This is a genomic window from Caulobacter sp. X (assembly GCF_002742635.1).
GTDB lineage: Bacteria > Pseudomonadota > Alphaproteobacteria > Caulobacterales > Caulobacteraceae > Caulobacter.
Map to the genome: position 1 here is coordinate 1700421 of NZ_PEGF01000002.1, position 23822 is coordinate 1724242.

General features: G+C 67.6%; 22 protein-coding genes. 12 read left to right on the forward strand and 10 right to left on the reverse strand.

Going from position 1 to position 23822, the window contains the following annotated elements:
• Positions 1 to 114 precede the first annotated feature (114 nt).
• The gene (locus tag CSW60_RS20480) at positions 115 to 1443 is read right to left on the reverse strand and encodes a hypothetical protein (RefSeq protein WP_201723095.1); all 1329 of its coding nucleotides are present in this window, start codon (positions 1441 to 1443) and stop codon (positions 115 to 117) included.
• Between the two features lie 87 nt (positions 1444 to 1530).
• Positions 1531 to 2094, reverse strand: a complete 564-nt coding sequence (locus CSW60_RS20490; RefSeq protein ID WP_099538975.1) for a hypothetical protein — start codon at positions 2092 to 2094, stop codon at positions 1531 to 1533.
• 136 nt (positions 2095 to 2230) lie between these two features.
• Between CSW60_RS20490 and CSW60_RS20495 the strand changes: the two genes are divergently transcribed.
• From CSW60_RS20495 to pstB, 6 genes are all read left to right on the forward strand, one after another.
• Positions 2231 to 3217 (forward strand): histidine kinase dimerization/phosphoacceptor domain -containing protein, encoded by a 987-nt coding sequence (locus CSW60_RS20495; protein ID WP_099538976.1) that lies wholly within the window; start codon positions 2231 to 2233, stop codon positions 3215 to 3217.
• Positions 3218 to 3265: 48 nt separating this feature from the next.
• On the forward strand, positions 3266 to 4144 hold the full coding sequence (locus CSW60_RS20500) for a LysR family transcriptional regulator (RefSeq protein WP_099538977.1): 879 nt from the start codon (positions 3266 to 3268) through the stop codon (positions 4142 to 4144).
• Positions 4145 to 4240: 96 nt separating this feature from the next.
• Entirely contained in the window at positions 4241 to 5293 is a 1053-nt protein-coding gene (gene pstS / locus CSW60_RS20505; protein WP_099538978.1) for a phosphate ABC transporter substrate-binding protein PstS, read from the forward strand.
• A 56-nt stretch (positions 5294 to 5349) separates the two neighbouring features.
• Positions 5350 to 6297, forward strand: a complete 948-nt coding sequence (gene pstC, locus CSW60_RS20510; protein ID WP_099538979.1) for a phosphate ABC transporter permease subunit PstC — start codon at positions 5350 to 5352, stop codon at positions 6295 to 6297.
• Positions 6298 to 6306: 9 nt separating this feature from the next.
• The gene (gene pstA / locus CSW60_RS20515; protein ID WP_201723096.1) at positions 6307 to 7161 is read left to right on the forward strand and encodes a phosphate ABC transporter permease PstA; all 855 of its coding nucleotides are present in this window, start codon (positions 6307 to 6309) and stop codon (positions 7159 to 7161) included.
• Positions 7158 to 7958, forward strand: coding sequence for a phosphate ABC transporter ATP-binding protein PstB (gene pstB / locus CSW60_RS20520; RefSeq protein WP_201723097.1), 801 nt, complete (start codon positions 7158 to 7160; stop codon positions 7956 to 7958). The genes pstA and pstB overlap by 4 nt, the downstream gene beginning before the upstream one ends.
• A 64-nt stretch (positions 7959 to 8022) precedes the next feature.
• Here the strand turns inward: pstB and CSW60_RS20525 are convergent, their stop codons facing one another.
• The 6 genes from CSW60_RS20525 to CSW60_RS20550 all read right to left on the reverse strand — a co-directional run bounded on the left by CSW60_RS20525 (position 8023) and on the right by CSW60_RS20550 (position 15974).
• Positions 8023 to 9309: a sodium:proton antiporter gene (locus tag CSW60_RS20525; RefSeq protein WP_099538980.1), complete on the reverse strand. Its 1287-nt coding sequence runs from the start codon at positions 9307 to 9309 to the stop codon at positions 8023 to 8025.
• Positions 9306 to 10376, reverse strand: coding sequence for an AI-2E family transporter (locus tag CSW60_RS20530; protein WP_099538981.1), 1071 nt, complete (start codon positions 10374 to 10376; stop codon positions 9306 to 9308). The genes CSW60_RS20525 and CSW60_RS20530 overlap by 4 nt, the downstream gene beginning before the upstream one ends.
• Before the next feature lie 64 nt (positions 10377 to 10440).
• Complete coding sequence (locus CSW60_RS20535; RefSeq protein ID WP_099538982.1) at positions 10441 to 12837, reverse strand: membrane-bound PQQ-dependent dehydrogenase, glucose/quinate/shikimate family; 2397 nt, start codon at positions 12835 to 12837, stop codon at positions 10441 to 10443.
• Between the two features lie 134 nt (positions 12838 to 12971).
• Positions 12972 to 14150 carry a mechanosensitive ion channel family protein gene (locus CSW60_RS20540; RefSeq protein WP_099538983.1) on the reverse strand — a complete coding sequence of 393 codons (1179 nt, stop codon included), beginning with the start codon at positions 14148 to 14150 and terminating at the stop codon, positions 12972 to 12974.
• A gap of 63 nt (positions 14151 to 14213) precedes the next feature.
• Positions 14214 to 14573: a hypothetical protein gene (locus CSW60_RS20545; protein WP_099538984.1), complete on the reverse strand. Its 360-nt coding sequence runs from the start codon at positions 14571 to 14573 to the stop codon at positions 14214 to 14216.
• A gap of 105 nt (positions 14574 to 14678) precedes the next feature.
• Positions 14679 to 15974, reverse strand: coding sequence for an SLC13 family permease (locus CSW60_RS20550; RefSeq protein WP_099538985.1), 1296 nt, complete (start codon positions 15972 to 15974; stop codon positions 14679 to 14681).
• A gap of 51 nt (positions 15975 to 16025) precedes the next feature.
• Between CSW60_RS20550 and CSW60_RS20555 the strand changes: the two genes are divergently transcribed.
• Together CSW60_RS20555 and CSW60_RS23290 are read left to right on the forward strand one after the other, a co-directional pair.
• Entirely contained in the window at positions 16026 to 16880 is an 855-nt protein-coding gene (locus CSW60_RS20555; RefSeq protein ID WP_099538986.1) for a hypothetical protein, read from the forward strand.
• The gene (locus CSW60_RS23290) at positions 16868 to 17635 is read left to right on the forward strand and encodes a hypothetical protein (RefSeq protein ID WP_161495667.1); all 768 of its coding nucleotides are present in this window, start codon (positions 16868 to 16870) and stop codon (positions 17633 to 17635) included. Before CSW60_RS20555 ends, CSW60_RS23290 begins: the two co-directional genes overlap by 13 nt.
• Here the strand turns inward: CSW60_RS23290 and CSW60_RS20565 are convergent.
• A complete protein-coding gene (locus CSW60_RS20565; RefSeq protein ID WP_236634322.1) occupies positions 17632 to 18117 on the reverse strand; it encodes a MarR family winged helix-turn-helix transcriptional regulator in 486 nt (161 codons plus the stop codon). The genes CSW60_RS23290 and CSW60_RS20565 overlap by 4 nt on opposite strands.
• Positions 18118 to 18821: 704 nt before the next feature.
• Here CSW60_RS20565 and otsB point away from each other — a divergent pair.
• The 4 genes from otsB (at position 18822) to CSW60_RS20585 (ending at position 22964) form a co-directional block, all read left to right on the forward strand.
• Complete coding sequence (otsB, locus tag CSW60_RS20570) at positions 18822 to 19601, forward strand: trehalose-phosphatase (protein ID WP_236634323.1); 780 nt, start codon at positions 18822 to 18824, stop codon at positions 19599 to 19601.
• Positions 19589 to 21004: an alpha,alpha-trehalose-phosphate synthase (UDP-forming) gene (gene otsA, locus CSW60_RS20575; RefSeq protein ID WP_099538989.1), complete on the forward strand. Its 1416-nt coding sequence runs from the start codon at positions 19589 to 19591 to the stop codon at positions 21002 to 21004. Before otsB ends, otsA begins: the two co-directional genes overlap by 13 nt.
• A gap of 311 nt (positions 21005 to 21315) precedes the next feature.
• Positions 21316 to 22671: a chloride channel protein gene (locus CSW60_RS20580; RefSeq protein ID WP_236634324.1), complete on the forward strand. Its 1356-nt coding sequence runs from the start codon at positions 21316 to 21318 to the stop codon at positions 22669 to 22671.
• Positions 22668 to 22964, forward strand: a complete 297-nt coding sequence (locus CSW60_RS20585; RefSeq protein ID WP_099538991.1) for a hypothetical protein — start codon at positions 22668 to 22670, stop codon at positions 22962 to 22964. Before CSW60_RS20580 ends, CSW60_RS20585 begins: the two co-directional genes overlap by 4 nt.
• Here CSW60_RS20585 and CSW60_RS20590 read toward each other — a convergent pair.
• Entirely contained in the window at positions 22895 to 23245 is a 351-nt protein-coding gene (locus tag CSW60_RS20590) for a DUF305 domain-containing protein (protein ID WP_099538992.1), read from the reverse strand. The two genes, CSW60_RS20585 and CSW60_RS20590, sit on opposite strands and share 70 nt — an antisense overlap.
• Positions 23246 to 23822: the final 577 nt, after the last annotated feature.

The following is a 23822-nucleotide window of genomic DNA, read 5'->3' on the forward strand; positions in this document are numbered from 1 at the left end:
GACCTCTACTGACACGCAGCGCGACTGACGTATGCGGCTTGCTCCCGCCGAGGTTGGACGTTTGGCGTTCTTCGCAAGTGGGCCTCGCGCCGTGAGCGCGAGGCCCACCGGCCGTCAGTAGCGGAACTGACCGAAGATGCCGATCTCGTCGTACGTGCCTTGGCGCACGCCGCCGATGACGCCGTTCGAGGTCGACAGCGTGCCGTTCTCGACCTTGTCGTGCTTATAGGCGAGCGAGAAGTCGACGATCTTGGCCGGGCTGTAGGTCAGGCCGACGTTGTAATAGCCGTCCTTCTTGGCCGAGGCCGTGTCCTTGGTCGGCTTGACGTAGTCGTAGCGCGCGAAGGCGCCGAACTTGTCGTTGAACTGGTACGAGCCGAACACCGAATAGCCGTCGGCCTTGTCCGACACCGCGGTGGCGACATTGTTCCAGTTCTCGGTCGAGAAGTACTCGACGCCGACGCGGTAGGTCTTGGTCTTGTAGGCGGCCAGGGCGTTGAAGCGGTTGGCGGTGTGATAGGTCACCGAGCCCTGATTGTCCTTGCCCAGCTTGCCGCTGTAGCCGCCGACGGCCAGGATAACGTTGTCGAGCTGGGCGCTCAGGCGGCCTTCGACGTCCATGGTCTTGGCGCGGGTCGGGTTCTTGTAGCCGTTGCCGTCGACCACGGCGACCGCGTAGCTGAAGATCGGGCCAAGTTTGCCCGAGGCGTGCACGCCCCAGTCAGCCGAGGTGCCGAACTTGGTGCGGTCGATCAGGGTGTTTTCCACGTAGCGGTAGCCGTAGACGTCCTCGGCGAAGGGCACCCAGGGCAGGTCGGTCGAGCCAGCGCGGATCACAAGGGCGTCGCTGACCTTGGCCTGCAGGTAGGCCTTCTTGATGTAGAGTTCGGTCGCGCCGATCGCTGACGAATACTGGAAGTCGGTGGTGATGTTGGCCGAGAAGGTGTCGTTGAACTTGTGGTCGATGCCCACATAGAAGCGCTTGATGTCGAAGCCGTTGCCCGACGGGGCCTTCTTCACGCCGTCGACTTTGTTCGTGACGTTTGAGATGTCGTAGTACATGCGGCCGCTGACGACGGTGTCGTCGGCCCAGCTCTTCTTCGGCTTCGGCGTATTGGCCGCGACGGCGGTCTTCACCTGGTCCGGGATCATCTTGATCTGGCTGTCAGCGGCGGCCTGGACGGCCTGGACCTGGGTCGTGGCGGTCTCGGCCTGGGCCTGGGCCTGTTGCGCGGCGGCCGCCGTCTGGGCCTGGGCGGCTTCCTGAGCGTTCAGGCGGGCCGTCAGGGCCTCGATCTGGGCGCGCAGTTCGCGAATCTCGGCCTGGCTGGCGGCGGGCGCGGCCTTGGCCTTGCGCGGGGCGGCCTGCGAGGGCGCGGCGAGGCCGGCGGCCAGCATGACGCCCAGGGCGGCGCCGGCGCACAGAGACAATTTCGATTTCATGGAGGGTCCCCTTGTCCACCCGGTTGGTCGGGTTGGACAGGGGTGCTAGTCACGTTTCATGACAGTCTTATGTAATTTAAACTTACACTATCCGTAACGCGCCGCGCTTTGCGGCGCCTGTGGCGTTTGCGTCGCGGTACGGAGCCGGAGGATCTCCTCGATGCTCTTGGGGGAGCGTCGGAAGATCAAGCCGATGCGCCGCGCTGTCAGCCCCGAGGCGGCCAGACGTTTGATCTCGGCGATGTCGCCGGCCGACAGCGGCGCGAGGGCTCCGCCGCGGCGCGGGCTGCGGGCGGCGGGTGATTCCGGCCTGGCCACGAGCCAATCGAGCAGCCGGAGCGCTTCGCCGGAGCCGCCCAGCTCGAAGATTTCCCCATATTCGTCAAAGGACTCGACCACGACGCCGCGTTTGAACAGATCGAGGAAGACCGCCATCATCTCGCGCGCGGTGCCGCAGAACGCGTCCAACGTCGCGACGCACAGACGGTCGCCGGGGCCCAGCGCGTCCAGACGACCGCAGATCCGACGCAGGGCGGCGATCGTCGGATTCTCCTCGATCGCATAGTCGTCGGGATAGAGCGGCATCAGCCGGCGCACCTGGTCGTCCAGGGGCGGGAAACCGGCGCCGAGTTGAACATAGGCGAGACGCATGACGCCAGAGTCTAGCCGCCTCTCGTCGGCATATGTCAAGATGAACTTACAATGCGAAAGGGCCTGTAAGTCCGTCATTGATCTGTCGCGCCATTGTCGTACGAAGCGAAGCTTTGAACGGTGAAGGAGTGCGGGCGTGGACCGACGGGGGACAAAGCGCTGGGCGACCTACGCCGCGGCCTTGGGGCTGGCCATGCTGGGCTACGCCGCCCGCCTCGCGCTGCAGCCGGTTTTCGGCGCCAACCACGCCTATACCGCCTTCTACCCGGTGGTGCTGGTCTCGGCCTATGCGTTCGGGGCGGGACCCGCGATCCTGGCGGCCCTGGTCAGCGCCGCGCTGGGCTACTGGTGCTTCGCCGCGCCGGCCCACGCCGTGAAGCTAGACGCCGACAGCCTGACCTCGCTGGGCTTCTTCGCCGTCACCTCGTCCAGCGCCATCTATCTGATCCATGGATTGGCGCGCGCGGTCGCCGCCACCCGCGAGGCCCAGGCCCGCGCCGAGACCCTGGCCAAGGCGCACGCGGCGCTGTTTGGCGAGCTGAACGAGCGCGTGACCAATCACCTACAGCTTGTGGCCGCCCTCTTGCAGCTACAGGCGCGTGATGAGCCGGACGCCGCCGCTCGCAAGGCCTTGGGCGAGGCCGCCGCCCGCACCATGCTGATCTCCAAGACCCACCGCAGCATCGCGGGGGAGGGCGGCGAGCTGCTGGATTTCGACGCCTTCGCCCGCCAACTGCTGGAGGCGACCCTGTCGGCCCGGGCCAATCCGCCGTTGCGGATCGAGTTCGATCAGGGTGGCCTCTGGCTGTCGTCGGAGCAGGCCACTTCGGTGGCGATCGTGCTGCTGGAGTGCCTGAACGAGCGCCTGGCGTCCGAGGACCCCGGCGTGATGCGCATCGGCCTGCGCGCCGATCGCGGGATCGGCAGTCTGCGCATCACCGAGATCGAACGCCCGCTGCGCCCGATCGCGCCGCGCGGCCCTTCCCTGATCGACGCCATGGTCGAGCAACTGCGGGGGCGATTCTCCTCGCGCAGCGCCGCCGAGGGCAGGATCTCGGAGCTGACCTTCCCGCTCGAGGGCGGCCACGGGCAGCGTCGTGTGCTCGAACCCACCCTGCACTAAGCGTCGCGAGTCTTTGTAAGTACAAGTTTCCAAGCTAGCGTCGAGACGATGACCGAGAGATCGCCGCCCTTTACCGCCCTGCGCGCCGTCGAGGCCGCCACGCGCCACCGCAGCTTCACCGGCGCGGCGCGCGAGCTGCAGATCACGCACAGCGCCGTCAGCCAGTCGATCCGCCGGCTCGAAACCGAGCTGGGCGCGACCCTGTTCGAGCGGAAGGGGGGGGCGATGGAGCCGTCCATCGCCGCCCTGAAGCTGGCCGAGACCTATTCCGCCGCCCAGGACGCCTTGGTACGGGCGATCCGCGAGATCGCCGACCCCGAGGCGATCTCCACCCTGGCCGTGTCCATGCCGCCGGAGCTTGCTCGCCTGTGGTTCTCGTCGAAGCTCTCAGCGCTGGGCATGGCCTTGCCGGACGTAGAGGTCGAGGTGCGCACTCGCGCCGACGACGCGTCCAGCGCGGTCGGCCTCGCCTGGACCGAACTCCCTGACAGCCAGGCGCTTTATGAACTGACGCACGTCCCCGTCTGCCATCCGGACCTCTTGACCACGCTGGGTCTTGAGACCGCCCAGGACGTCGTGCGCGCGCCGCTGATCGCCGAGCCCGGCGCCAGCTGGGGCGAATGGGCCATGCACTGCCTTTCCCCGGGTCGCGCGCCGCGCGCCCACGTGTTCGACGATCCGGCCCTGGCGATGGAGGCCGCCATCCACGGCTCCGGCGTGGCCCTGACCAATCTGTTCGTGGCCGATCGTCATCTCGAGAGCGGCTCGCTGGTGGCGCTGCCGTTCGAGGCGCCGTCCTCGCGCGGCCTGGCCCTTCGGTCGGCTGGCGCGATGGGGGAGGCGGCCGAGCGGTTCGTCAGCTGGCTGAAGCTGGAGATCCGCCGCGGCACGGCGCGACTGAAAGGCGGCGCGGCCCGATCATTGTAAGTCAAACTTAATATGTGTCATCGGGTTGTTATATTTTCCACCTAAGCAGCTCCCGTCGGGCGCCTATTGAACGCGTGCGCCCCTGGGAGATCACGGATGTTCAAGACGATCGCGGTCGCGCTCAGCGCGACGGTTCTGGGCGCGACGGTTCTGGTGGGCGGCGCCGCTCAAGCGGCGGACCTGTCTGGCGCGGGCGCCACGTTCCCCGCGCCGGTCTACGCCAAGTGGGCCGAGACCTATAAGGCCCAGACGGGCATTGGCCTGAACTACCAAGCCATCGGCTCCGGCGGCGGCATCAAGCAGATCACGGCCAAGACCGTGCAGTTCGGCGCCTCGGACAAGCCGCTGAAGCCCGAGCAACTGGACCAGGTCGGCCTCTATCAATTCCCGACGGTGATGGGCGGCGTCGTGCCGATCATGAACCTGCCGGGCGTCAATCCGGGGCAAGTCCATCTTACGGGCTCCCTGCTGGCGGACATCTATCTGGGCAAGGTCGCCAAGTGGAACGACCCGCGCATCGCCGGCCTGAACAAGGGCGTGAAGCTGCCGAACCTGCCGATCACCGTCGTGCACCGCTCGGACGGCTCGGGGACCTCGTTCCTGTTCACCTCCTACCTGTCGATGAAGAGCCCCGAATGGCAATCGAAGGTCGGCGCCAGCGACTCGGTCGAATGGCCGACGGGCCTGGGCGGCAAGGGCAATGACGGCGTCTCGGCCTTCGTGAAGCAGACGATTGGCTCGATTGGCTATGTCGAATACGCCTACGCCAAGCAGAACCACGCCGTTTACGCCCTGGTGCAGAACAAGGCCGGTCAATTCCCCGCGCCGACCGCCGCCAACTTCGCCGCCGCCGCAGCGGGCGCCGACTGGAACAAGGCTCCGGGCAATTACCTGCTGCTGCTCGACCAGCCGGGCGCCAAGTCGTGGCCGATCACCGGCGCGACCTTCATCCTGGTCTACAAGAACCAGGACGACGCCGCCGCCGGCCAAGGCGTGCTGAAGTTCTTCGACTGGGCCTACAAGAACGGCGACGCCGCCGCCGGCGCTCTGGACTACGTGCCGATGCCGGCCGCCGTGAAGGCGCTGGTCCGCAAGCAGTGGGCCGCCAACGTCAAGGCCGGCGGCAAGCCGGTCTACGTCTCGAAGTAAGTGTGGGTAACGGGCGGGAGCCTCGGCTCCCGTCCGCTTTTTGTTTTGAGGCGACCATGACCGACGCCGCCCTGAGCCGGCCCGCCTCGCGCGGGGCCTGGCTTGATCCGATCTTCGAAGGCGCGTGCCTGTTCGCCGCGACCTTGCTGCTGGCCGCCCTGGCCGGCGTCGTCGTGTCCCTGGCGATCGGCGGCTGGCCGGCGCTGAGCCATTTTGGCCTGAAGTTCTTCGTCACCACCTCGTGGAACCCGGTGACCGAGGTCTATGGCGCTGCCGGGCCGATCATCGGCACCCTGGTCACCTCGTTCCTGGCGCTGGCCATCGCGCTGCCGGTGGCCCTGGGCGTCGCGATCTTCCTCGTCGAATTCTGCCCCAAGCCCTTGGCCCGGCCGATCGCCGTGGCCGTGGAGCTGCTCGCGGGCATCCCCTCAATCGTCTACGGCATGTGGGGCCTGTTCGTGCTGGCCCCGTTCTTCGCCGAGCACGTTCAGCTGCCGCTGATGATGAACGCGCCGGCCGGCTCGATTTGGGAGACGCTGTTCTACGGCGTGCCGAACGGCGCCAACATCTTCACCGCGTCTCTGATCCTGGCGATCATGATCCTGCCCTACATGGCGGCGGTGTTTCGGGAGCTGTTCCTGACCGTGCCGCCGCAGGTGCGCGAGAGCGCCTACGGCATCGGCTGCACGCCTTTGGAAGTGATCCTGTCGGTGGTGCTGCCCTATGTGCGCGGCGGGGCGATCGGCGTCGTCATGCTGGGCCTGGGCCGCGCGCTTGGCGAGACCATGGCCGTGACCTTCATCATCGGCAACGCCCACGGCCTGCCCAAGTCGCTGTTCGACAGCGGCTCGACCCTGGCCTCGACCATCGCCAACGAGTTCACCGAGGCCACGGGCGTCATGCATACGGCCGCCCTGACGGCGTTGGGCCTGGTGCTCTTCGTCATCACCTTCGCCGTGCTAGCGATCGCGCGGCTGCTGCTTCTGCGGCAGCGGTACGACTAGGGGCGCCCGATGAGCACGATCCTTTCCAGGCCTGCTCGACGCGCCTTCGCCAACACGGTCTTCGTCGCGGCCTGCGGCCTGGCGACCGTCCTGGCCCTGACCGCGCTGGGCTTCATCCTATACTCGCTGTTCAAACAGGGGGTCGGCGGCCTCGACGCCAACATCTTCACCAAGGACACGCCAGCGCCCGGATCGGTCGGCGGCCTGCGCAACGCCATCGAGGGGTCGCTGATGATGTGCGCCCTGGCCATGGCCATGGCGGTCGGCGTCGGGATCCTGGCCGGCACCTGGCTGGCCGAATACGGCGGCGCCAGCCCCTACGGCCACCTCGTGCGCTTCCTGAACGACGTGCTGCTGGCCGCGCCGTCGATCCTGGTCGGTCTGTTCGTCTACGAACTGGTGGTGCGGCCGCTGCACGGGTTCTCGGGTTTCGCGGGGGCGGTGGCTCTGGCTCTGCTGGCCGTGCCGGTCGTGACCCGCACGACCGAGGACATTCTGCGCCTCCAGCCCGACGCCTTGCGCGAGGCGGGCGCCGCGCTCGGTACGCCGCGTTGGGTGACAATCCGCAAGATCATCTGGCGCGGCGCGGGCGGCGGCCTACTGACCGGCGGCCTTCTGGCCTTCGCCCGGATCAGCGGCGAGACCGCGCCCCTTTTGTTCACGGCCTTGAACAACCAGTTCCAGAACCATGACCTGTCCAAGCCCACCGCCAGCCTGCCGGCGGTAATCTTCCAATACGCGCTCAGCGCCTATGACGACTGGCGGCGCCTGGCTTGGGCCGGCGCCCTGCTGATCGCCCTGGCGGTGCTCGCCATCAACATCCTTGGCCGCGTGATCGCCGCGCGGGGAAGCCACCGCCCATGAACGCCATGACCCCACCCGAAAGCTTCGTCGCCGACCTGCCAGACAGCATGGTCACCCTGCGCGCCCGCGATCTCGACTTCTTCTACGGCAAGCATCAGTCGCTGCACGGCGTCAATCTGCCGGTGGCGCGCAACGCCGTGACCGCCCTGATCGGCCCCTCGGGCTGTGGGAAGTCGACGCTCCTACGGACCTTCAATCGCATGTACGACCTCTATGCCGGCCAGAAGGCTTCGGGCGAGGTGATGCTGGACGGCGAGAACCTGCTGGCCATGAAGGACGTGGCGCGGCTGCGCTCGCGGGTCGGCATGGTCTTCCAGAAGCCGACACCGTTTCCGATGTCGATCTACGACAATGTCGCCTTCGGCGTCCGCCTTTACGAGGGCAAGTCGCGCGCCGAGATGGACGCCGTGGTTGAGAACGCCCTGCGCAAGGCTGCGCTCTGGGACGAGGTGAAGGATAAGCTGAAGGCCTCGGGCCTGTCGCTGTCGGGCGGCCAGCAGCAGCGGCTGTGCGTCGCCCGCGGCATCGCCGTCGAGCCCGAGATCCCGTTGCTGGACGAGCCGGCCTCGGCTCTCGATCCGATCTCGACCGCGAAGCTAGAAGAGACCATCACCGAGCTGAAGGCCGACTACACGATCGTCATCGTGACCCATAACCTGTCCCAGGCCGCGCGGATCTCGGACTACACGGGGTTTATGTACCTAGGGAAGATGATCGAGTTCGGTCCCACCGACGAGATCTTCATGCGTCCCAAGGTGACGCGAACCCAGGACTATGTCTGCGGGCGGTTTGGCTAGAGTGATTGCACTCCCGGGCTGTAGGAAGAACGGCCAGTAGGGCTAGGCCCCATGTCGGCGCAGCTCAGTCATGGAAGTCGCCGTCGCTCCGCGCCTCGTCAACCGCTCCTACTCGTTGATTCCGGCCAAGCCACCGGGCGAACGCGGGGAAGGTCAGGCCCTGAACAAGGACGGAAAAGAGCACGACGGCGTAGGTGATCGAAAGCACCCGGTCGCGTGGCCCGGTTTCAGGAACGCTGAGCGCCAGCGCCAGCGAAAGGGCGCCATGCAGGCCTCCCCACATGAGGACCGATGTCGCGCCACGCTCCTCGTATCGGATGCGCATGAGAGCCCCCCACGGCGCCACCACGACTAGGCGCGCGGCCAGGACAAGTCCGATGGCCAGCAACCACAGGCCGGCGTCGCGCCACGGTAGACCGAGCACCGCTAGTTCCAGCCCGAGCAGCAGGAACACCGCGGCGTTGAGAATCTCATCGACCAGGCTCCAGAAGCCCCGTACATATCGGCGGGTGGTGTCGCTCATGGCTGTTTGGACGCCGCGGTCGCCGACCAGCAGTCCCGCGCCCACCGCCGCGATCGGACCGCTGACATGGAGGGCTTGCGCGAGGCTATAGGCGCCGGCGGCGAGGGCCAGGGTGATGGCGACCTCGACCGCGTAGTCGTCGATCGCTCGCGTGGCGCTGATCGCCACCCAGCCTAGCGCCAGGCCCAGGACGAGCCCGCCGATGGCCTCGACACCCACGCGTCCGAGCGCCGCGAGCGGATGCAGCTCGCCGCCGCCGGCCGCCACCGCCACGGCCGCGCTGAAAATCACCACGCCCACGCCGTCGTTGAACAGCGCCTCTCCCTGCAGGATGGACTGCAGCTTCCGGGAAAAGCCGCCGTCGCGCACGGCCGCTAGCACGGCGATCGGATCGGTGGGACTGATCAGGGCGCCGAACACCAAGGCCCAGGCCAGGGGCAGGTCGACGCCAAGGCCCTTGCCGCCGAGCCAGAGCCCGAACCCGACAATGATGGTCGAGGCCAGCACGCCGAGCGTCGCCAAGGTCCAGACCGCCAGCGCCCGGCGCCGCAGGTCGGCGAGATCGACTTGCAAGGCCCCGGCGAACAGCAGGAAGGCCAGCAGGTAGTCCAGAATGGCCTTGGTGAAATCGAGCTTGCTCAAAGCGGTGATCGCCGACGCCGCGCCGCTATCGGGAAGCCGCCAGCGGAGAAGCAAGAGACCCGCCGCGCCCAAGCTCCCGGCCAAGACCATGGCGACACCCGTCGGCAAGCGCAGGAAGCGGACATTGACCCAGCCCACCGCCGCCACGAGGACGAGCAGGAGCGCCGCCAGATGAAACGGCGTCAAGACAAGGCCTCGCCGGGATCGCGCTCGCCAGGAATACTGACGGTCTTTCCGAGCGCGCCTCGAACATAGAAGCGCTTGATGAAGACCATGCCGACGACCAGCAGCGGCGTGGCGAGGATCACGCCCAGCGGGCCCAGAAGCACGCCGAACGCCAACACGCCGAACAGCGTCAGGACCGGCGGCAGATCGACCGCGCGACGCTGGATGAACGGGAAGATCAGGTTGCTCTCGATCTGCTGGACCGCCACGTAGACGAGGACGGTCCAGAGCACCATGGCGGGGCTCTCCTGCGCGGCGATCAGGATCGCCGGGATGACCGAAACGATGGGGCCCACGATCGGCACGAAGGCCGCCACCCCGGCCAGGATCCCGAGGGCGATGGGGGAGGGCAGGCCGATGAGCGCCGTGCCGATACCGGTCATCACGGCGACTACGGCCATGTCCGCGAACGTGCCCAGCAGCCATAGCCGAAGCGCGCTTCCCGACGTGTCGAGCGCGGCTCTCATCGTCGCCACCCTGTCCTCGGGAACCAGTAGCAACAGGCCGTCGCGCGCGACCGCTGGCTTGAGCGCCAGGAAGACGCCCGCGACCAGGGCGAGGGCCGTGTTGGTCAGGGCGGTGAAGGCGTTCAGCGCATAGCCGCCGACGCGCCCGGCGACGCCGTCCATGCGTCCGACCAAGGCGCCGGCGCTCAGCGACATGTCGCCCAAGGTCTCGCCGAAAGGCAGCCGGTCAAGCAGCGCCTGGAGTTCCTCCTGATCACGCGGCAGGCGCGCGAACAGGCCTTGCAGTTGCTCGATCACCGTCGATCCAAAGAGCCAGCTCGCCGCGCCCAGAGCTCCCACGACACCGACGCCCGACAGCAGCAGCGTCACGCCCTCGGGGAGATGGGTTCGTCGGCGCAGCGGGTCAGCCAGGGCGCGCAGCAGCACCGCGACGATGACGGCCGCCAGGGCGATGAGCGCGACATTGGCGAGCCTCCAGGCCAGGAAGACCGCTGCGATCACCGCGAGGAGGGTCAAGGCGAGGCGCGGATAGCCGCGTGCGCTGTCAGGAGAGGCGGTCATCAGCGTTCAACGCCCACCGGCCTTGGGCGGCTGCCGCTGGTCTTCCATTCCGCGTGAGTTCAATTCAACGCGGCAGCGCATAGGCCACCAGAGCGTCGCCGATCGGCGTCTCCATGAAGTGATGGCCCCCCGCCATGATCACCACGTACTGCCGCCCGCCGGACTCGTAGGTCATGGGCGTGGCTTGGCCCCCGGCCGGCAGCACGTCGCTCCAGAGCGTCTTCCCGGTCTTAAGATCGATGGCCCGGATCAGGTTGTCGGTGGTGGCGGCGATGAAGATCAGTCCGCCGGCGGTGACGACCGCGCCGCCGTTGTTGGGCGTGCCAATCCTCAGCGGCAGGTGAGACGGAATGCCGAACGGACCGTTGGTGCGAGCCGTGCCGATCGGACGGTCCCAAAGCGTGCGCCCAGTCTTCAGATCGATCGCGCGGATACCGCCATAGGGCGGCTCCTTACAGAGCAGACCGGTGCCGGGCAGGCGCCAGCCCGCGTTGACGTCGATCGCGTAGGGCGCGCCGATCTGCGGATCGCCGGCTCCTTCGGCGCCCTTCTTGAGGCTGCCGCCGCGTTCCTCGCCCCGCGGCGCCCAGCCTTTCCGATCCGCCACGGCGCGGGGGATCAGGCGATTATAGTTGGGCATGTCGTTGTAGTTGGCGACGATGACGCCGCGGGCCGGATCGATGGCGACGCCGCCCCAGTCGGAGCCGCCGTTATAGCCGGGGTATTCGACATACCGCCGCTCGGTTTCCGGCGGGGTGTAGAAGCCCTTGTAGGCCGCGCGTCGGAACTGGATGCGGCAGATCATCTGGTCGATCGGCGACATGCCCCACATCCGCTTTTCGGTGAGGTCGGCCTTGCGGAGCGTGTGGAACAGCGAGAACGGCTGGGTTTTCGACCTCTGCTCCGGCTCGACGCCGCCTTGCGGCACGGGGCGCTCCTCCACGCCGGTGATCGGCGCCCCGGTGCGGCGGTCCAGGACGTAGAGGTCGCCCTGTTTGCCCGGAAGGATCACGGCGGGAACGACGCCGGCGGCAGTCGGGTAATCGACCAAGCTCGCCTGGGAGCCCAGGTCGTAGTCCCAGACGTCGTTGTGAACGGCCTGGAACGACCACGCCTTCCTGCCCGTCGTCGCATCGAGGGCGACCAGCGAAGTCGAATGGGCCTTTTCCTGCGGCGAGCGCGTGCTGCTCCAATAGTCCACGGCGCTATTACCCAGCGGCAGATAGACCAGTCCGAGCGCTTCGTCGCCGGTCGCGGTCGTCCACATGTTCGGCGTGCCGCGTGTATAGGTCTCGCCGGGCGGCGGCGCGCCCACGCGGTCGGGCCGGACCATGTCCCACGCCCAGCGCAGCTCGCCCGTCACGGCGTCGTAGCCCTGGATCACATCCGAAGGCGCGTCCCGCTTCTGGCCGTCCAGCACCTGATGGCCGGTGACCACCACGCCGCGCACGATGGTCGGCGCTGAAGTGATGGAGAACATCCCGGGGACGTGCTTGCCGATCCCTTGAGTAGTGTCGACCTGGCCGCCGAAGCCGAAGTCGGCGCAGGGACGTCCGGTACGGGCGTCGACCGCGATCAGGCGAGCGTCCAGCGTTCCTTCGATGATCCGTGTCGCGCAGGCCTGTTCGGGAGCGGCTCCAGGGACCGCGTAGTAGGCCACGCCCCGGCAGGCGGCGGTGTAGGGGATGTTGGCGTCGGGCACCTTTGGATCAAAGCGCCAGCGCGTCGCCCCGGTCGCCGGATCCAGAGCGATCAGGATGTTCTTGGGCGTGCAGAGATAGAGGGTGTCGCCGACCTTCAGCGGGGTGGTTTCGGCCCCGTACATCTTGCGCGCGGTTTCCGAGGCGGGGAGGTCGCCCGTGTGGATCAGCCAAGCGCGCTTCAGCTTGCCGACATTGTCGGGCGTGATCTGGGCGAGCGCCGAGTACCGCTGAGCGCCATACGTCCCGCCATAGGCTGGCCAGTCCGCGCCCACGACGTCTCCGGCCGGCGGCGTTCCGCCGGACGGCGCCGCGATCGCGCCTCCCCCGCCGATCGCGCTTACCCCGAAGAGCCCCGCGACAATCACCGTCGCCGCGCCGAAGAGCGCGAGCGCTGTCCGGCGCGTTCCTCTTTGGGCGGAGAGGGCTGGAACGCAGGCCAAGGTGAGAACCAGCAGGACATAGGGACCGACCAGCCGGGGGACGAGCGCCCATCCGTTCAGCCCCGCCTCCCAAACGGCCCAGGCCAGGGTCGCCAAGAAGACGCCGCTATAGACCCAGATCCCGACGAGCCGCAGCCGCATCATCAACACGCCGGAGACAATGAGCCCGATGCCGGCGAGCAGATAGTACGGTGAGCCGCCGAGGGTCGCCAACCAGGTCCCGCCGACCGCCAGGATCGCGCCGATCAGCGCCAGGATCGCGGCGAAGATCCTCACCGCCAGCACTTTCACCGGCCAGGATTTGGTTGCTTCGCTCATGGCAGGACCCTCCGTCCGCCGCGGCCCGTACAGCCGCGCTCAGTCGGAGAAATGCGTTTAGCGCTAGAAGGTGGCTTCAAAATATCGTGTAACGATCTAATTTGATCGCCGATCGTGCGCCGCCTCCACGCGGCCTAGTTCGGCGCGCCTCGGGTCGCGGTCAGCTCCGCGATCTGCTGCTCGGGCATGACGACCTTCAGGTGCGGGAACGGAATCTCGACGCCTGCCTCGTCAAAGGCCAGCTTGATCCGACGATTGTATTCGCGGCCCACGGTCCACTGCTGAATGGGAATGGTCTTGATCCTCGCCTTCAGCACCACGCCGCTGTCGGCCAGATTATCGACGCCGACCACTTCTATCGGCTCGAGGATCTTGTCGGCGAAATTGGGATCCGACTTAAGGCGTGCGCCTACGCGCTTCATGATCGCCAGCGCCGCGTCCAGGTCCGAGCTGTAGGACACCTGCAGGTCGAACACATAATAGGAGAAGCTCTTGGTCAGGTTATGCAGCACCTGGGCTTCGCTGTAGGGAAAGACATGGACCGTCCCGTCGAAGTCGCGCAGGCGGATCGTGCGCAAGGTCATCTGCTCGACCAGGCCGCCGCTGTCGCCGATCCGCACGATATCGCCAACCGAAACGATGTCCTCCACGATCAGGAAGATCCCGGTCAGGAAGTCCTTGACCAGTGTCTGAGCGCCGAAGCCAAGCGCCACGCCGACCACGCCGGCGCCGGCCAGGAGCGGGCCGATTTTGACGCCCAGTTCCGAAAGGGCCATCAGCACCGCGACGACGACAATGGCCGTCTGCGTGATCCCTCGTAGGAGAGGCGCCAAGGTCGCCAGCTGAGCGCGACGGCGCGGCTCGTCGGCGCGCTCGGCGAAGCCGCCCATGGCGCGTCCGATCGCCAGCCCGACCAGCTCGAACGCGGCCACCGCGACGATCAACAACAGCACTAGGCGCAGAAGGCCGGCCAGGATTTGAGCGCCCACCGGCGTGGCCGTCCAGGCGAGCAGGTTGAAGCCCCAGATATCCGCCGCCACCAGGACGGCGAGAAGGCTCGAGACGCTCCTCACGGTGAAGCCGGCGAGTCGCGCCAGACGATGCGTGCGCACGGTCTTTTCCGCGTCGGCCGGCCCTGGCAATCGGTGCGCGCCGATCAGCGTGAGCCGTCGCGCAACACGCCCCGCCGCCCAGGCCAGGGCGATGACCGTCGCGGTGAGCGCGAGGTTGATCAGCCATCCGGTCAAGCTCAGGGCCGAGAAATGCGTCAGAAGGCCTTTGAGGGCCGCGAGGATGCGTTCGCTAGCCGTCATCGGCGCGTGCTCCTTGAAACAGAATCTTGGAAAGGGCCGCCGTTGGACGGCCCGATAGGTGGCCTAGGCCGACAGCGGCGTGCGGGAGAGCACGTTGCGAATGCGTGAGACTTGGACTTCGGGCGCGCGCCAGGCGACATCGCCCAAGGCCGCGTGTTCCGTTTCGTCGAGCAGCATGGAGCGCACGCCCCAAGTCTCCAGCAAGGCTTTTGCCAACTGCGGCGCGGTGCGCTGGCCCGTCGGCTCGCCAGCGAGCAGGGCCAGGGTGGCGCTCGTCTGGGCGGTCATGGCCAAGGCCACCCCGGCGGTCTGGATCGGTCCTATGACCCGGACCTCGGCCTCATAGAGGTCGGCCATGATGCGGGCGGCCTCGGCCGCGTCGCCGCAGATGAGAAGAACGGTTTCCTTGTCGGTGTCGTGCATGCGCTCCCCAGCGTCAAAGAGCCCTTTGGCTCGCCTAAATAGATCGTATCACGATCTAATGGTGAAGCTGGACACATCGGCCTGACGATATCGTGACCCGTCGCGTCAGAAGGGGAAGAAGGCGGGTATGGCGGCCATGCCGGCGGCCCAGGTGATCAGGTTGAGTGGGGCGCCGATGCGCACGAAGTCGAGGTAGCGATAGCCGCCCAGCTGATAGACCAAGACGTTGGTTTGGTAGCCGAACGGGGTGGCGAACGCGGCGCTGGCGGCCATCATCACCGCGACCAGGAACGGTCGCGGGCTGACCCCCAGGCTCTCGGCCAGGGCCACCGCGACCGGCGTCAGCAGCACCGCCACCGCCGCGTTCGACAGCACCTCGGTCAAGAGCAGCGTCGCGCCGTAGACCAGAGCCAGAGCGTAGAGCGGGCCAAGCCCGTGCATCCAGCCGGCGAGCCGCTGAGTGGCGAGCGCCGCGAGGCCTGTGACCTCCAGAGACAGGCCCACCACGACCATGCCGGCGATCAGCAGCAGGATGTCCGGACGCAATCCCCTGTAGGCCTCGTCGACGCCGATCACACGGATCAGCACCAAGGCCACGGCGCCGGCGAAGGCCGACGCGGCGATGGGCAAGAGGCCCGTCGACGCCGCCACTACCACCAAAAGAAAGACAAGGAGGGCGCTGACAGCCTTGACCGGCTGAAGCGGTGGGTTGGGCGGATAAAGGGCCGGATCCTCGCCGGTTGGCGGCGTCCCGTGTGGCCGGACCAGGAGCTCTTGCTCGGGCTGGGGATCAGCCACGAGAAGCCGAGGACCGACGAGCAGGAGATAAAGACCGCCTACGGCCGCGACTACCAAGGCCACGGGCGTGACCTCGAAAAGGCTGAAGGCGGGTTGGCCGGCGTTGCGCGCCATGTCGTTGACCAGCAGGTTGGTCGAGGTGCCGATCAAGGTGCAAGCGCCGCCCAGGATCGTCGCGTAGGACAGAGGGATCAGGAAACGCTTGGGCGAGAGGGAAAGACCCTGAGCAACGTCGCGGACCACGGGGGCGCTCAGCACGACGATGGGCGTGTTGTTGAGGAAGGCGGAGGCCAGGCCGCACAGACCGATCACGATCCACAGTCCGGCCGCGCCCAGCCGCGCGCAGAGCTTCGTCGCCCCCCGGATCATTAGGCCGAGAAGTCCGGAGAGCTCCATGGCGTAGGCGATCACGAAGAGGGAGGCCAGGGCGATGATCGCCGGGCTGGCGAAGGCGCCTTGGGCCTCGACCGGACGCACCGTGCGGGTCGCCAGCAGGACCGCCGCGCCGGCCAGGGCCACGACGTCGGAGCGAAGCTTGCCGTGAATGAGCGCGGCGACGACGACGACCAGAACGCCGAGCGCGATGAGCTGGGGCGCGGTCATGGCCTGAGCACAAGAGGTTGCAATCGAGACCTTGTCTTCTAGGCTGAGGGCATGAGCGACAATAGGCCAAGGCCCCCCGACCGCAAGTTCGCCCTGGTCGCGCCGATCGCGATCGGTCTGGCGGCGGTCGCGGTGCTGATCATGTTGCTGTTGAGACCGGCGCCGACCGTCAAAGCGCCCGCGCCACCCACGCCAGCGTCAGAGCCCGCGCCGCCCCTGGTGGCGGCTCCGCCCGCCGCGAACGCGCCTCTGCGCCGCGCGAACCTGATCGAGGGCGCCCGGACGGCGGCCGACGCCTACGCGGCCGGCGGCGTCGCGGCTCCAACGAACTTGGCCGGCCGAGCATTTTCACTGCGCCTGGCCTTCGGATGCGCGGGGCCCGTGGTCGATCCTGGCGTCGCTCAGGCCTACTACCAGCGTGACGTCGCGGCGGGGACACTTCGCTTGGTGGCCCGACCCGTGATCCTGACGGACCTGCCGTTGATCCGCGGCGCGCCGCTTCCGCCGAAGACCGAGAGCGTCGAAGGCTTCTGGCTGCCTCGGCCCTGGCTCACGGCCGAGGGATGTCCGAAGCGGCGGCCGGTGGCGCCGCCCGCGACGCCGACCCCGGTGGAAGCCCCCAGCCTAGGCCTGGCCGTGTTCCACGACGCGGACGGGCCGCGAGCGGCTCGCCGGGGCGACCGGCCCTACGAGGTCGTCATCAAGTCCCCGGCGGGCGAAGTCGGAGCGGCGCAGAACTTCGTGCTGGTGATCGAGGGGCGACTGACGGGTTTCGCCGACGGTGCCGCGATCCATTGCTGGAGCGAGTCCGCCGAACACCGGCCGACCTGCCTCTATGGCGCCGCGCTCGATCGCGTGGCGTTCGAGGACGACAAGGGCGCGACGTTGGCCCAGTGGCCGACATGACGGACGACATCGTCGCCGCGCCGCCTCTGGTCTGCGCGCTGGTCGACGAGTCCGCCTACGCCGCGAGCGTCGCCGAGCACGGCGCCTGGCTGGCCGAGCGCCTACGCGCCAAGCTGGAACTTCGGCATGTTCGCGAAGGCCACGAGACACCGCCGCAAGGCCGAGATCTGCTTGAAGGCTTGGCCGCGACGCTCGCCGACCAAGGCGCGCCCAGGCCGCAGCTGAGCCTCGGCGAAGGCGGGGTGCTGGGATCGGCGCTCAGCGCCGGCGCGGCGGCGGTGGTCATGGGGAAGCGCGGAGGGCGGGCCGACCAGTCCCGCGAGCACCTTGGCCGACATGTCGAGCCGCTTGTCCGAGCCATGACCGTCCCGATCTGTCTCGCCTCTCAGGTCTTTCTGCCCATCCACCGCGTCGTCGCGGTTACCGATGCGGATCCCAACCGGCGCGCGGCGATCGATCTTGTGGCGCTTCACGCCGGCCAGGACGTCGAACTCGATGTGCTCGTGGTCTCGCGGGAGGGAGAGGTCGCCGATGACAAGGTCGCCCTGGCCCGCCAAGCGCTGGATGGCCGCGCCCAGGCTTTCGCCATCCGGGCCGAGCGGATCGGCCAGGGGATATGGCGCTACCTGCGCGATCGGCCATCTGACCTGATCGTCATCTCGCGGGCCGTGCTCCTCGGCGACAACGGGCCGGGTCTCAGCGCGGCCCCACCTGGAAGCTTTTGGTCGGCCCGCGCCAGCGTTGTTGTCTGCTAGGACCCTGAACGCTGGGCGCTGGCCGCCCGGCGAGCCGCATCGATGATGTCCGCCAGGATATCGGCGCCCTCGTTCAGCCGAGCCAGGTTGCGTCGGGAGATGGTTTCCAGGATCTCCGCGCCTTTCGGACGCAAGGTCAGGACCACGCGCCGGCGATCGGCGTCGGAATCGCGCCGCGCCACCAGATCACGCTCGACCAGCCGGGCCACGAGCTCGACGGCGCTGTGGTTCTTGATCAGCAGGCTTTCGGCCAGCTCGCCGATGGAGATCGGATCTGAGCCCGGATGGGCCCTGATCGCGAGGAGCGCCTGGTGTTGCTGGCTGGTGAGGCCGTGAGCCTTGGCGCCTTCCTCGCTGAACGCCAGGAACTGTCGGATCGCGAAGCGAAACTCACCCAAGGCTCGGTAATCGGAAGAGGCGAGGGTGGGCTCGGCCTCGGAGGCGGGTTGGCGTTTAGGCAAGGCGATCTTCCAGCGCCGCACCCCAGCGCGACGTGAGCCACGTCTAACATAATCCCGAGCCCCTGCGACACCGGCGATTTGACCAATATATCGTGGAGCGATATTTAGGTCCCATGGCAGCGACTCCTGATGATCAGGTCCGCACGCCGGGGTCGTCGGCGCACGCGCACCCGGACCCGCGCGCGCCGACGCTTCGCCCCGGGTGGCGGCTTTGGATCGCGCTGGCCGGAGCCATCACCATGGCCTTCGCAGGAGCTCTCGCGGGCCAGGCGATCGGCATGGACGAGCTGGCGACGCCCCGCCTGAACGGGCCCCGCCTGCGCGTGTCGCCGCTCGCCAAGGTCACTTCCGGCTCACCATCGCGTGACAGTCCGTCCGCAAGCGCAATCGTTTGCTAGGTTCTGACGGTCAGGCCGCCTCGTCGGTCCTTGGCCACCGCTCGCATACAGCGACACGGTTCGCCGTCCCGTCCGACGGCGGCTCCATCTGGCTGGAGATCTCCCGCGCCGCGCACGGCGTCCAATTCGAAGAGGGCTGTTCATGACGATCGATCTTTTTCGCGCATGCCGATGGCGGCAACCGAGTCTGAGACCCCTCTAGGGTCGCAATCGCCGCCCTAGCGCGCAGGGTCTTCTCCAGACCGCGCTCGTCCTGAACGCGCAGACGCCTCCACGCGCCGCGCCCCGCGTCGAAGTCCTGCTTCGGCGCTTGCCATGGAGATCGCCATGACGGCTCAGATCATCGCCTTCCCAGACTCTCTCACCGCCCCGCCGGTGCTGTCGCCCCGTCGCGACGCGCTTTTCCTCGACCTCGACGGCACGCTTGCCCCCATCATGGATCGGCCGGACGCCGTCGGTCCCGATCCCTGGCGCACCTTCGTCCTGCGCCGTCTGGTCCACCGCTTCGATCGGCGGATCGCCATCGTCAGCGGCCGCTCCGTTCGCCAGATCACGGCGATCACCGAGAACGTCGTGCCCGCGATCGCCGGCGTTCACGGGCTCGAACGCCGCGGGGTGCTCGGCGATTTCAGCGCCGCGGTCCCCGATCCCGACCTCGCCGAGGCGCGCGAGGTCTTCCAAAATCTCGCGAGCGCCCAGCCGGGCCTCATCTTTGAGGACAAGGGCGTGAGCGTGGCCTTGCACTATCGTGGTCGGCCAGCAGCTTGCGAGGCCGTGCGCGAGGCCGCCCGCCGCCTGGAAGCCTGCACCGACCTCATGCTGCAGGAGGGCGACATGGTCGCCGAGCTTCGGACGCGCGGAGACGACAAGGGCGCGGCGGTGAAGCGATTTCTGACCGAGTGGCCCTTCCAGGGCGCGCGGCCGATCTTCGTTGGCGATGACCTGACCGACGAAGATGGCTTCCTGGCGGCGCAGGCGGCCGGCGGCTTTGGCGTCCTGGTCGGGCCACCGCGCCGCGCGACGCTGGCGCGTTATCGCCTGGAGACGCCCGCCGCCGTGCTGGCCTGGCTCGAAACCTGTCTTGGAGGCGACAAATGGGTCGGCTGATCGTCGTTTCTAATCGCGTCAACCCGCCGGCCGACGCCGGCGTCGAAACCGCCGGCGGACTGGCCATGGCCCTGGCTGCGGCCTTGCGCGAGTATTCCGGGACTTGGTTCGGCTGGAGCGGCGAGACCGTCGAGACCTTCACCGGCCAGATCTCCATGCAGAGGATCGGCGGGGTCACCGTGGCCCTGATGGATCTCGAGGAGCAGGACCGAGAGGAATATTACGACGGCTACGCCAACCGCACGCTCTGGCCGCTCTTTCACTCGCGCACCGATCTGGCGGCCTATGAGCGCTCCTTCGACGCCGGCTATCAGCGCGTCAACCGGCGCTTCGCCGAGACGCTCGCGCCGCTGATCGGGCCCGACGATCTGGTCTGGATCCACGATTACTATCTGATCCCGCTGGGCCAGGAACTGCGTCGCCTGGGGGTCGCCAACCGCATCGGCTTTTTCCTGCACATCCCCTGGCCGGGGCCCCGCACGCTTACGACCCTGCCGCAGCATCGGCGGTTGGTGGAATCCTTGCTCGCCTATGATCTCGTCGGCTTCCAGAGCAACGACGCGCTGACCGCTTTTGGCGAGTATGTGGAGCGAGAACTCGACCTGAAGGTCCAAGACGGGATCATCGCTTTCGGAGATCGCGAAACGCGCGCGGGCGCCTTTCCGATCGGCATCGAAGGCGAGGCCTTCGCGCGACTGACCCAAGCGCCGGCGGCGCGGGCCGCCTTCGAGCGCATGCGGCAAAGCCAGGCCGGCCGGCGGATGATCATCGGCGTTGATCGGCTCGACTACTCCAAGGGCCTGGAGGAGCGCTTCCTAGCCTACGAGCAGATGCTGGCCGATCACCAGGATTTGGCCGAGCAAGTCTTCCTGCTGCAGATCGCCACGCCGAGCCGCGACGCGGTCGAGGCCTATCAGGAAATACGAGCCCGGCTCGACGCGATTTCTGGCCGCGTCAACGGCGCTTACGCCACCGTGGACTGGGTGCCGATTCGATACGTCAATCGCAGCCATCGCCGCGACGAACTGGCTGGCCTGTATCGGGCCGCCCATGTCGGTCTGGTCACACCCTTGCGAGACGGCATGAACCTCGTGGCCAAGGAGTATGTCGCCGCCCAAGACCCCGAGGATCCTGGCGTGCTCGTCCTGTCGCGCTATGCGGGGGCGGCCGAGCAGATGACCGATGCGCTGATCGTCAATCCCTTCAGCCGCGAGGAAATGTCCGAGGCGCTGGCGCGGGCGCTGGCCATGCCGCGCGAAGAGCGGCGCAAGCGCTGGCGGCGTTTGATGGACGGCGTCCTCCGCGATGACGTCGCCGCATGGCGCGATCGGTTCGTGGCCGCCTTGGCCGGCGATCTCGCGACCGTGACCAACACCGGCGGCGACAGCCGAAAAGCATCGTGATACGATCTTCCCGTCGAGCTCGTCTCGACGCGCACGGCCGTCAGAGCCGTCGCTGGGAGGAGACGCGCCCTGAAACGCGATCGTCCGATTGGCTTTCCGGTTGAAGTCGCCGTGATCATCGCGACCGTGCTCGTCTGCGTCGCCGTCGCGTCACTGCGTCTGGCCAGCTGAGGCGCGACGCCGCCAGCACATTCCAGGCTGGGGAGGGCGCGCCTTGACCACGGATCCGAGGGTGGCTACGGCGATAAACATCGTAACGCGATAGAAAGTGCGCCTTCTCTTCCCAGGGCGCCGGCCACCAGAGCCTGTTCATGAACGCACCCCTTCGCGCGCTGGATCGTCAGCGCAAACTTGTCCGCCTGCGCGCTCGGCGGTCCATGCGCACGGGCGCCGTGGTCACGGCCGCGATCGCGGCGGGCGCCGCGGCTGTCGGCTTCGCCAAGCTCTGCGACCTAGCCATGGCCTCGCACGCGCGCCTCTTGGCTGGTAGGCCGTGGCTGGGGCCGGTGCTGCTCGTCATCGGGATGCCGCTCTGCGTGGCGCTGATGCGCCGGCTGGCGCCCGCCGCCGCGGGCAGCGGCATTCCGCAGGTGATCGCCGCTGGCGAAATCGGTCGCGGGCGCGACGCTGGAGGCGAGAAGATCCACGACGAACGGGTCTCGATCCGCACGGCCTTGGTCAAGGTGGCGCTGGCGGCGCTCTTGCTGGTCTGCGGCGGCTCCATCGGCCGCGAAGGCCCCACCGTTCAGGTCGTTGCGGCGGTCATGGTGTTCCTGACCGGCTGGCTTCGCGGCGGACCCGGGCGCCGCACCCTGTTGATCGCCGGCGGGGCGGCGGGCGTCTCGGCGGCGTTCAACACGCCGATCGCCGGCATCGTCTTCGCGGTCGAGGAACTGGCGCGCGGCTTCGACAAGAGAGCTAACACCGTGGTCATTCTGGCGGTCGTCTCGGCGGGCGTGGCGGCTTATGCGCTTGGCGGCAATTACGCCTATTTCGGCGACATGTCCGGCTCGGCGGGGTGGAACGCCTGGATCAGCGCGGCCTTGATCGGCGTCGGCTCGGGCCTGATGGGCGGCCTGTTCTCGCGCGCGATGTCCGCGGTCCTGGTCGGCGACAATCCCGTTCGCCGATGGAAGGACGCGCGGCCGATCGGCTTCGCCGCGCTGTGCGGCCTGGTCGCCGCCGGCGCGGCCTTGCTCAGCGGCGGAGCTACCTATGGCGCGGGCTATGCGGAGGCCAAATCGCTGCTCTTTGGCCGCTTCGCCTCGGGCTGGGGACTGGCGGTCGGTAAGTGGCTCGCCACCCTGGCCGCCGCCGCCAGCGGAGCCCCGGGCGGCATCTTCGCGCCGTCCCTGGCCACGGGCGCGGGCCTGGGCGCGCTCTTCTCGCATCTCGCGCCTTGGGCGGGCGCCCGTGAAGCGGTGACCCTGGGCATGGCCGGCTATCTCGCTGGCGTCGTCCAGGCGCCGCTGACGAGCGCTGTGATCCTGATGGAGATGACCCGCGACCCCGGTCTTGTCGGACCGCTGCTGCTCTGCACCCTGATCGCGCGTCGCTGCTCGGAAGCCATCGCGCCGACTCCGCTCTACCACGCCCTGGCGCGCGCCTGGACGCGGCCCAGGCGGCGGGCCGGCAAGAGCGCCCAACACGGCGAGCCGCGGGCATGATCCTGCTGCGGATCGCTCTGCGCATGGTCTTCGGGAGCGCGATGCTGTTGCTGGGCGGCGTCGCGGTCAGCATCATGACGCGCGACGCTTGGCTGATCGTCGCCCATACGGCAGGCGTCATCAGCGCCGTGATCGCCGCCTTGGCCGTGTTGTTGCTGTGCGCGGCTGGCGTCAGGCGTCTGGCTCCGCCGCCCGGGCGGCCAGCTCGAAATAGCACCCTCGATCAGCGCGGAATGGACAAGGTGTCTATGCCGGTCGAACGATCGGTGCGCGGGGGCGGCGGCGGGACGTGACGCTGGCGATAAGAGGGCAGGGGCGGTGCGGAATCAGACGGCGGATTGGCCTTCAGTCGCGCGATATGGCGCTTCATCTCCTCGATCTCGCGTAGCTGCGCGTCGATAATTCCGTCGGCCAGCCGACGCACCTCCGGATCGCGCAGTCGAGCGCGCTCGCTGGTCATGACCGCGATCGAGTGGTGCGGGATCATGGCCTCCATGTAGGAGACGCCGGCGGTAGGGTTGTCTATTCTCTCGCGGATTTGCAGGTTTGGGCCGGCGTAGGAACAAAGCGCCATACAGCCTACACCAACGGCGGACACCCTAGCGCCGCATACCTCGACAAGTAAGCGTCCGCGTCCTGTTCGCAAATAGGCCCTCGGCGTGTACACTATGCGTACAGTGAGAGTGGCTTTGGGCGTGTTTTTCGCACCTCGAGTTCAGCTAACTCATTGAAATCATTGAATCAGATTTCTGTCGGTCCAATTATCCATTGGGGCAATTGGTGTGAAAATTGCTGAATAAAATCAGAGACTTATGGCGAAATTTTCCATAGCGCCCATGATGGATTGGTCTGATCGGCCTTAAATATCAATAACTTATGGGGCGACGTGTACAGTGCGTGTACACTGCGTTCGCCTTTTCTTCTCCCCTCCAGCGCGCGAAATTGCCCGAAATTGCGCGCCGGCCCGTCGGCGGCGCGATCCAGCCCTCGGGGCTGCGAAGGACTATGCTCAGCTACTCGTTCGTCTACTTCGACGCCTAAGGGGTCGCCTCGGGTGGGGCGGCGCTTATGCGGACGGGATGGGCGATGGCTCCGCCGTCCAATTCGGATTTGATTTCCCAATTGTCAGATATGAATGGCGAAAATCCCGA

Coding starts and splice junctions, on each gene's coding strand:
- CSW60_RS20585 (WP_099538991.1), top strand. CDS start 22,668: ATGATCCTGCTGCGGATCGCTCTGCGCATGGTCTTCGGGAGCGCGATG.
- CSW60_RS20500 (WP_099538977.1), top strand. CDS start 3,266: ATGACCGAGAGATCGCCGCCCTTTACCGCCCTGCGCGCCGTCGAGGCC.
- otsA (WP_099538989.1), top strand. CDS start 19,589: ATGGGTCGGCTGATCGTCGTTTCTAATCGCGTCAACCCGCCGGCCGAC.
- CSW60_RS20530 (WP_099538981.1), bottom strand. CDS start 10,376: ATGACCGCCTCTCCTGACAGCGCACGCGGCTATCCGCGCCTCGCCTTG.
- CSW60_RS20580 (WP_236634324.1), top strand. CDS start 21,316: ATGAACGCACCCCTTCGCGCGCTGGATCGTCAGCGCAAACTTGTCCGC.
- CSW60_RS20480 (WP_201723095.1), bottom strand. CDS start 1,443: ATGAAATCGAAATTGTCTCTGTGCGCCGGCGCCGCCCTGGGCGTCATG.
- pstB (WP_201723097.1), top strand. CDS start 7,158: ATGAACGCCATGACCCCACCCGAAAGCTTCGTCGCCGACCTGCCAGAC.
- CSW60_RS20535 (WP_099538982.1), bottom strand. CDS start 12,837: ATGAGCGAAGCAACCAAATCCTGGCCGGTGAAAGTGCTGGCGGTGAGG.
- CSW60_RS20545 (WP_099538984.1), bottom strand. CDS start 14,573: ATGCACGACACCGACAAGGAAACCGTTCTTCTCATCTGCGGCGACGCG.
- pstA (WP_201723096.1), top strand. CDS start 6,307: ATGAGCACGATCCTTTCCAGGCCTGCTCGACGCGCCTTCGCCAACACG.
- CSW60_RS20540 (WP_099538983.1), bottom strand. CDS start 14,150: ATGACGGCTAGCGAACGCATCCTCGCGGCCCTCAAAGGCCTTCTGACG.
- pstS (WP_099538978.1), top strand. CDS start 4,241: ATGTTCAAGACGATCGCGGTCGCGCTCAGCGCGACGGTTCTGGGCGCG.
- CSW60_RS20550 (WP_099538985.1), bottom strand. CDS start 15,974: ATGACCGCGCCCCAGCTCATCGCGCTCGGCGTTCTGGTCGTCGTCGTC.
- CSW60_RS20590 (WP_099538992.1), bottom strand. CDS start 23,245: ATGGCGCTTTGTTCCTACGCCGGCCCAAACCTGCAAATCCGCGAGAGA.
- CSW60_RS20555 (WP_099538986.1), top strand. CDS start 16,026: ATGAGCGACAATAGGCCAAGGCCCCCCGACCGCAAGTTCGCCCTGGTC.
- CSW60_RS20490 (WP_099538975.1), bottom strand. CDS start 2,094: ATGCGTCTCGCCTATGTTCAACTCGGCGCCGGTTTCCCGCCCCTGGAC.
- otsB (WP_236634323.1), top strand. CDS start 18,822: ATGACGGCTCAGATCATCGCCTTCCCAGACTCTCTCACCGCCCCGCCG.
- pstC (WP_099538979.1), top strand. CDS start 5,350: ATGACCGACGCCGCCCTGAGCCGGCCCGCCTCGCGCGGGGCCTGGCTT.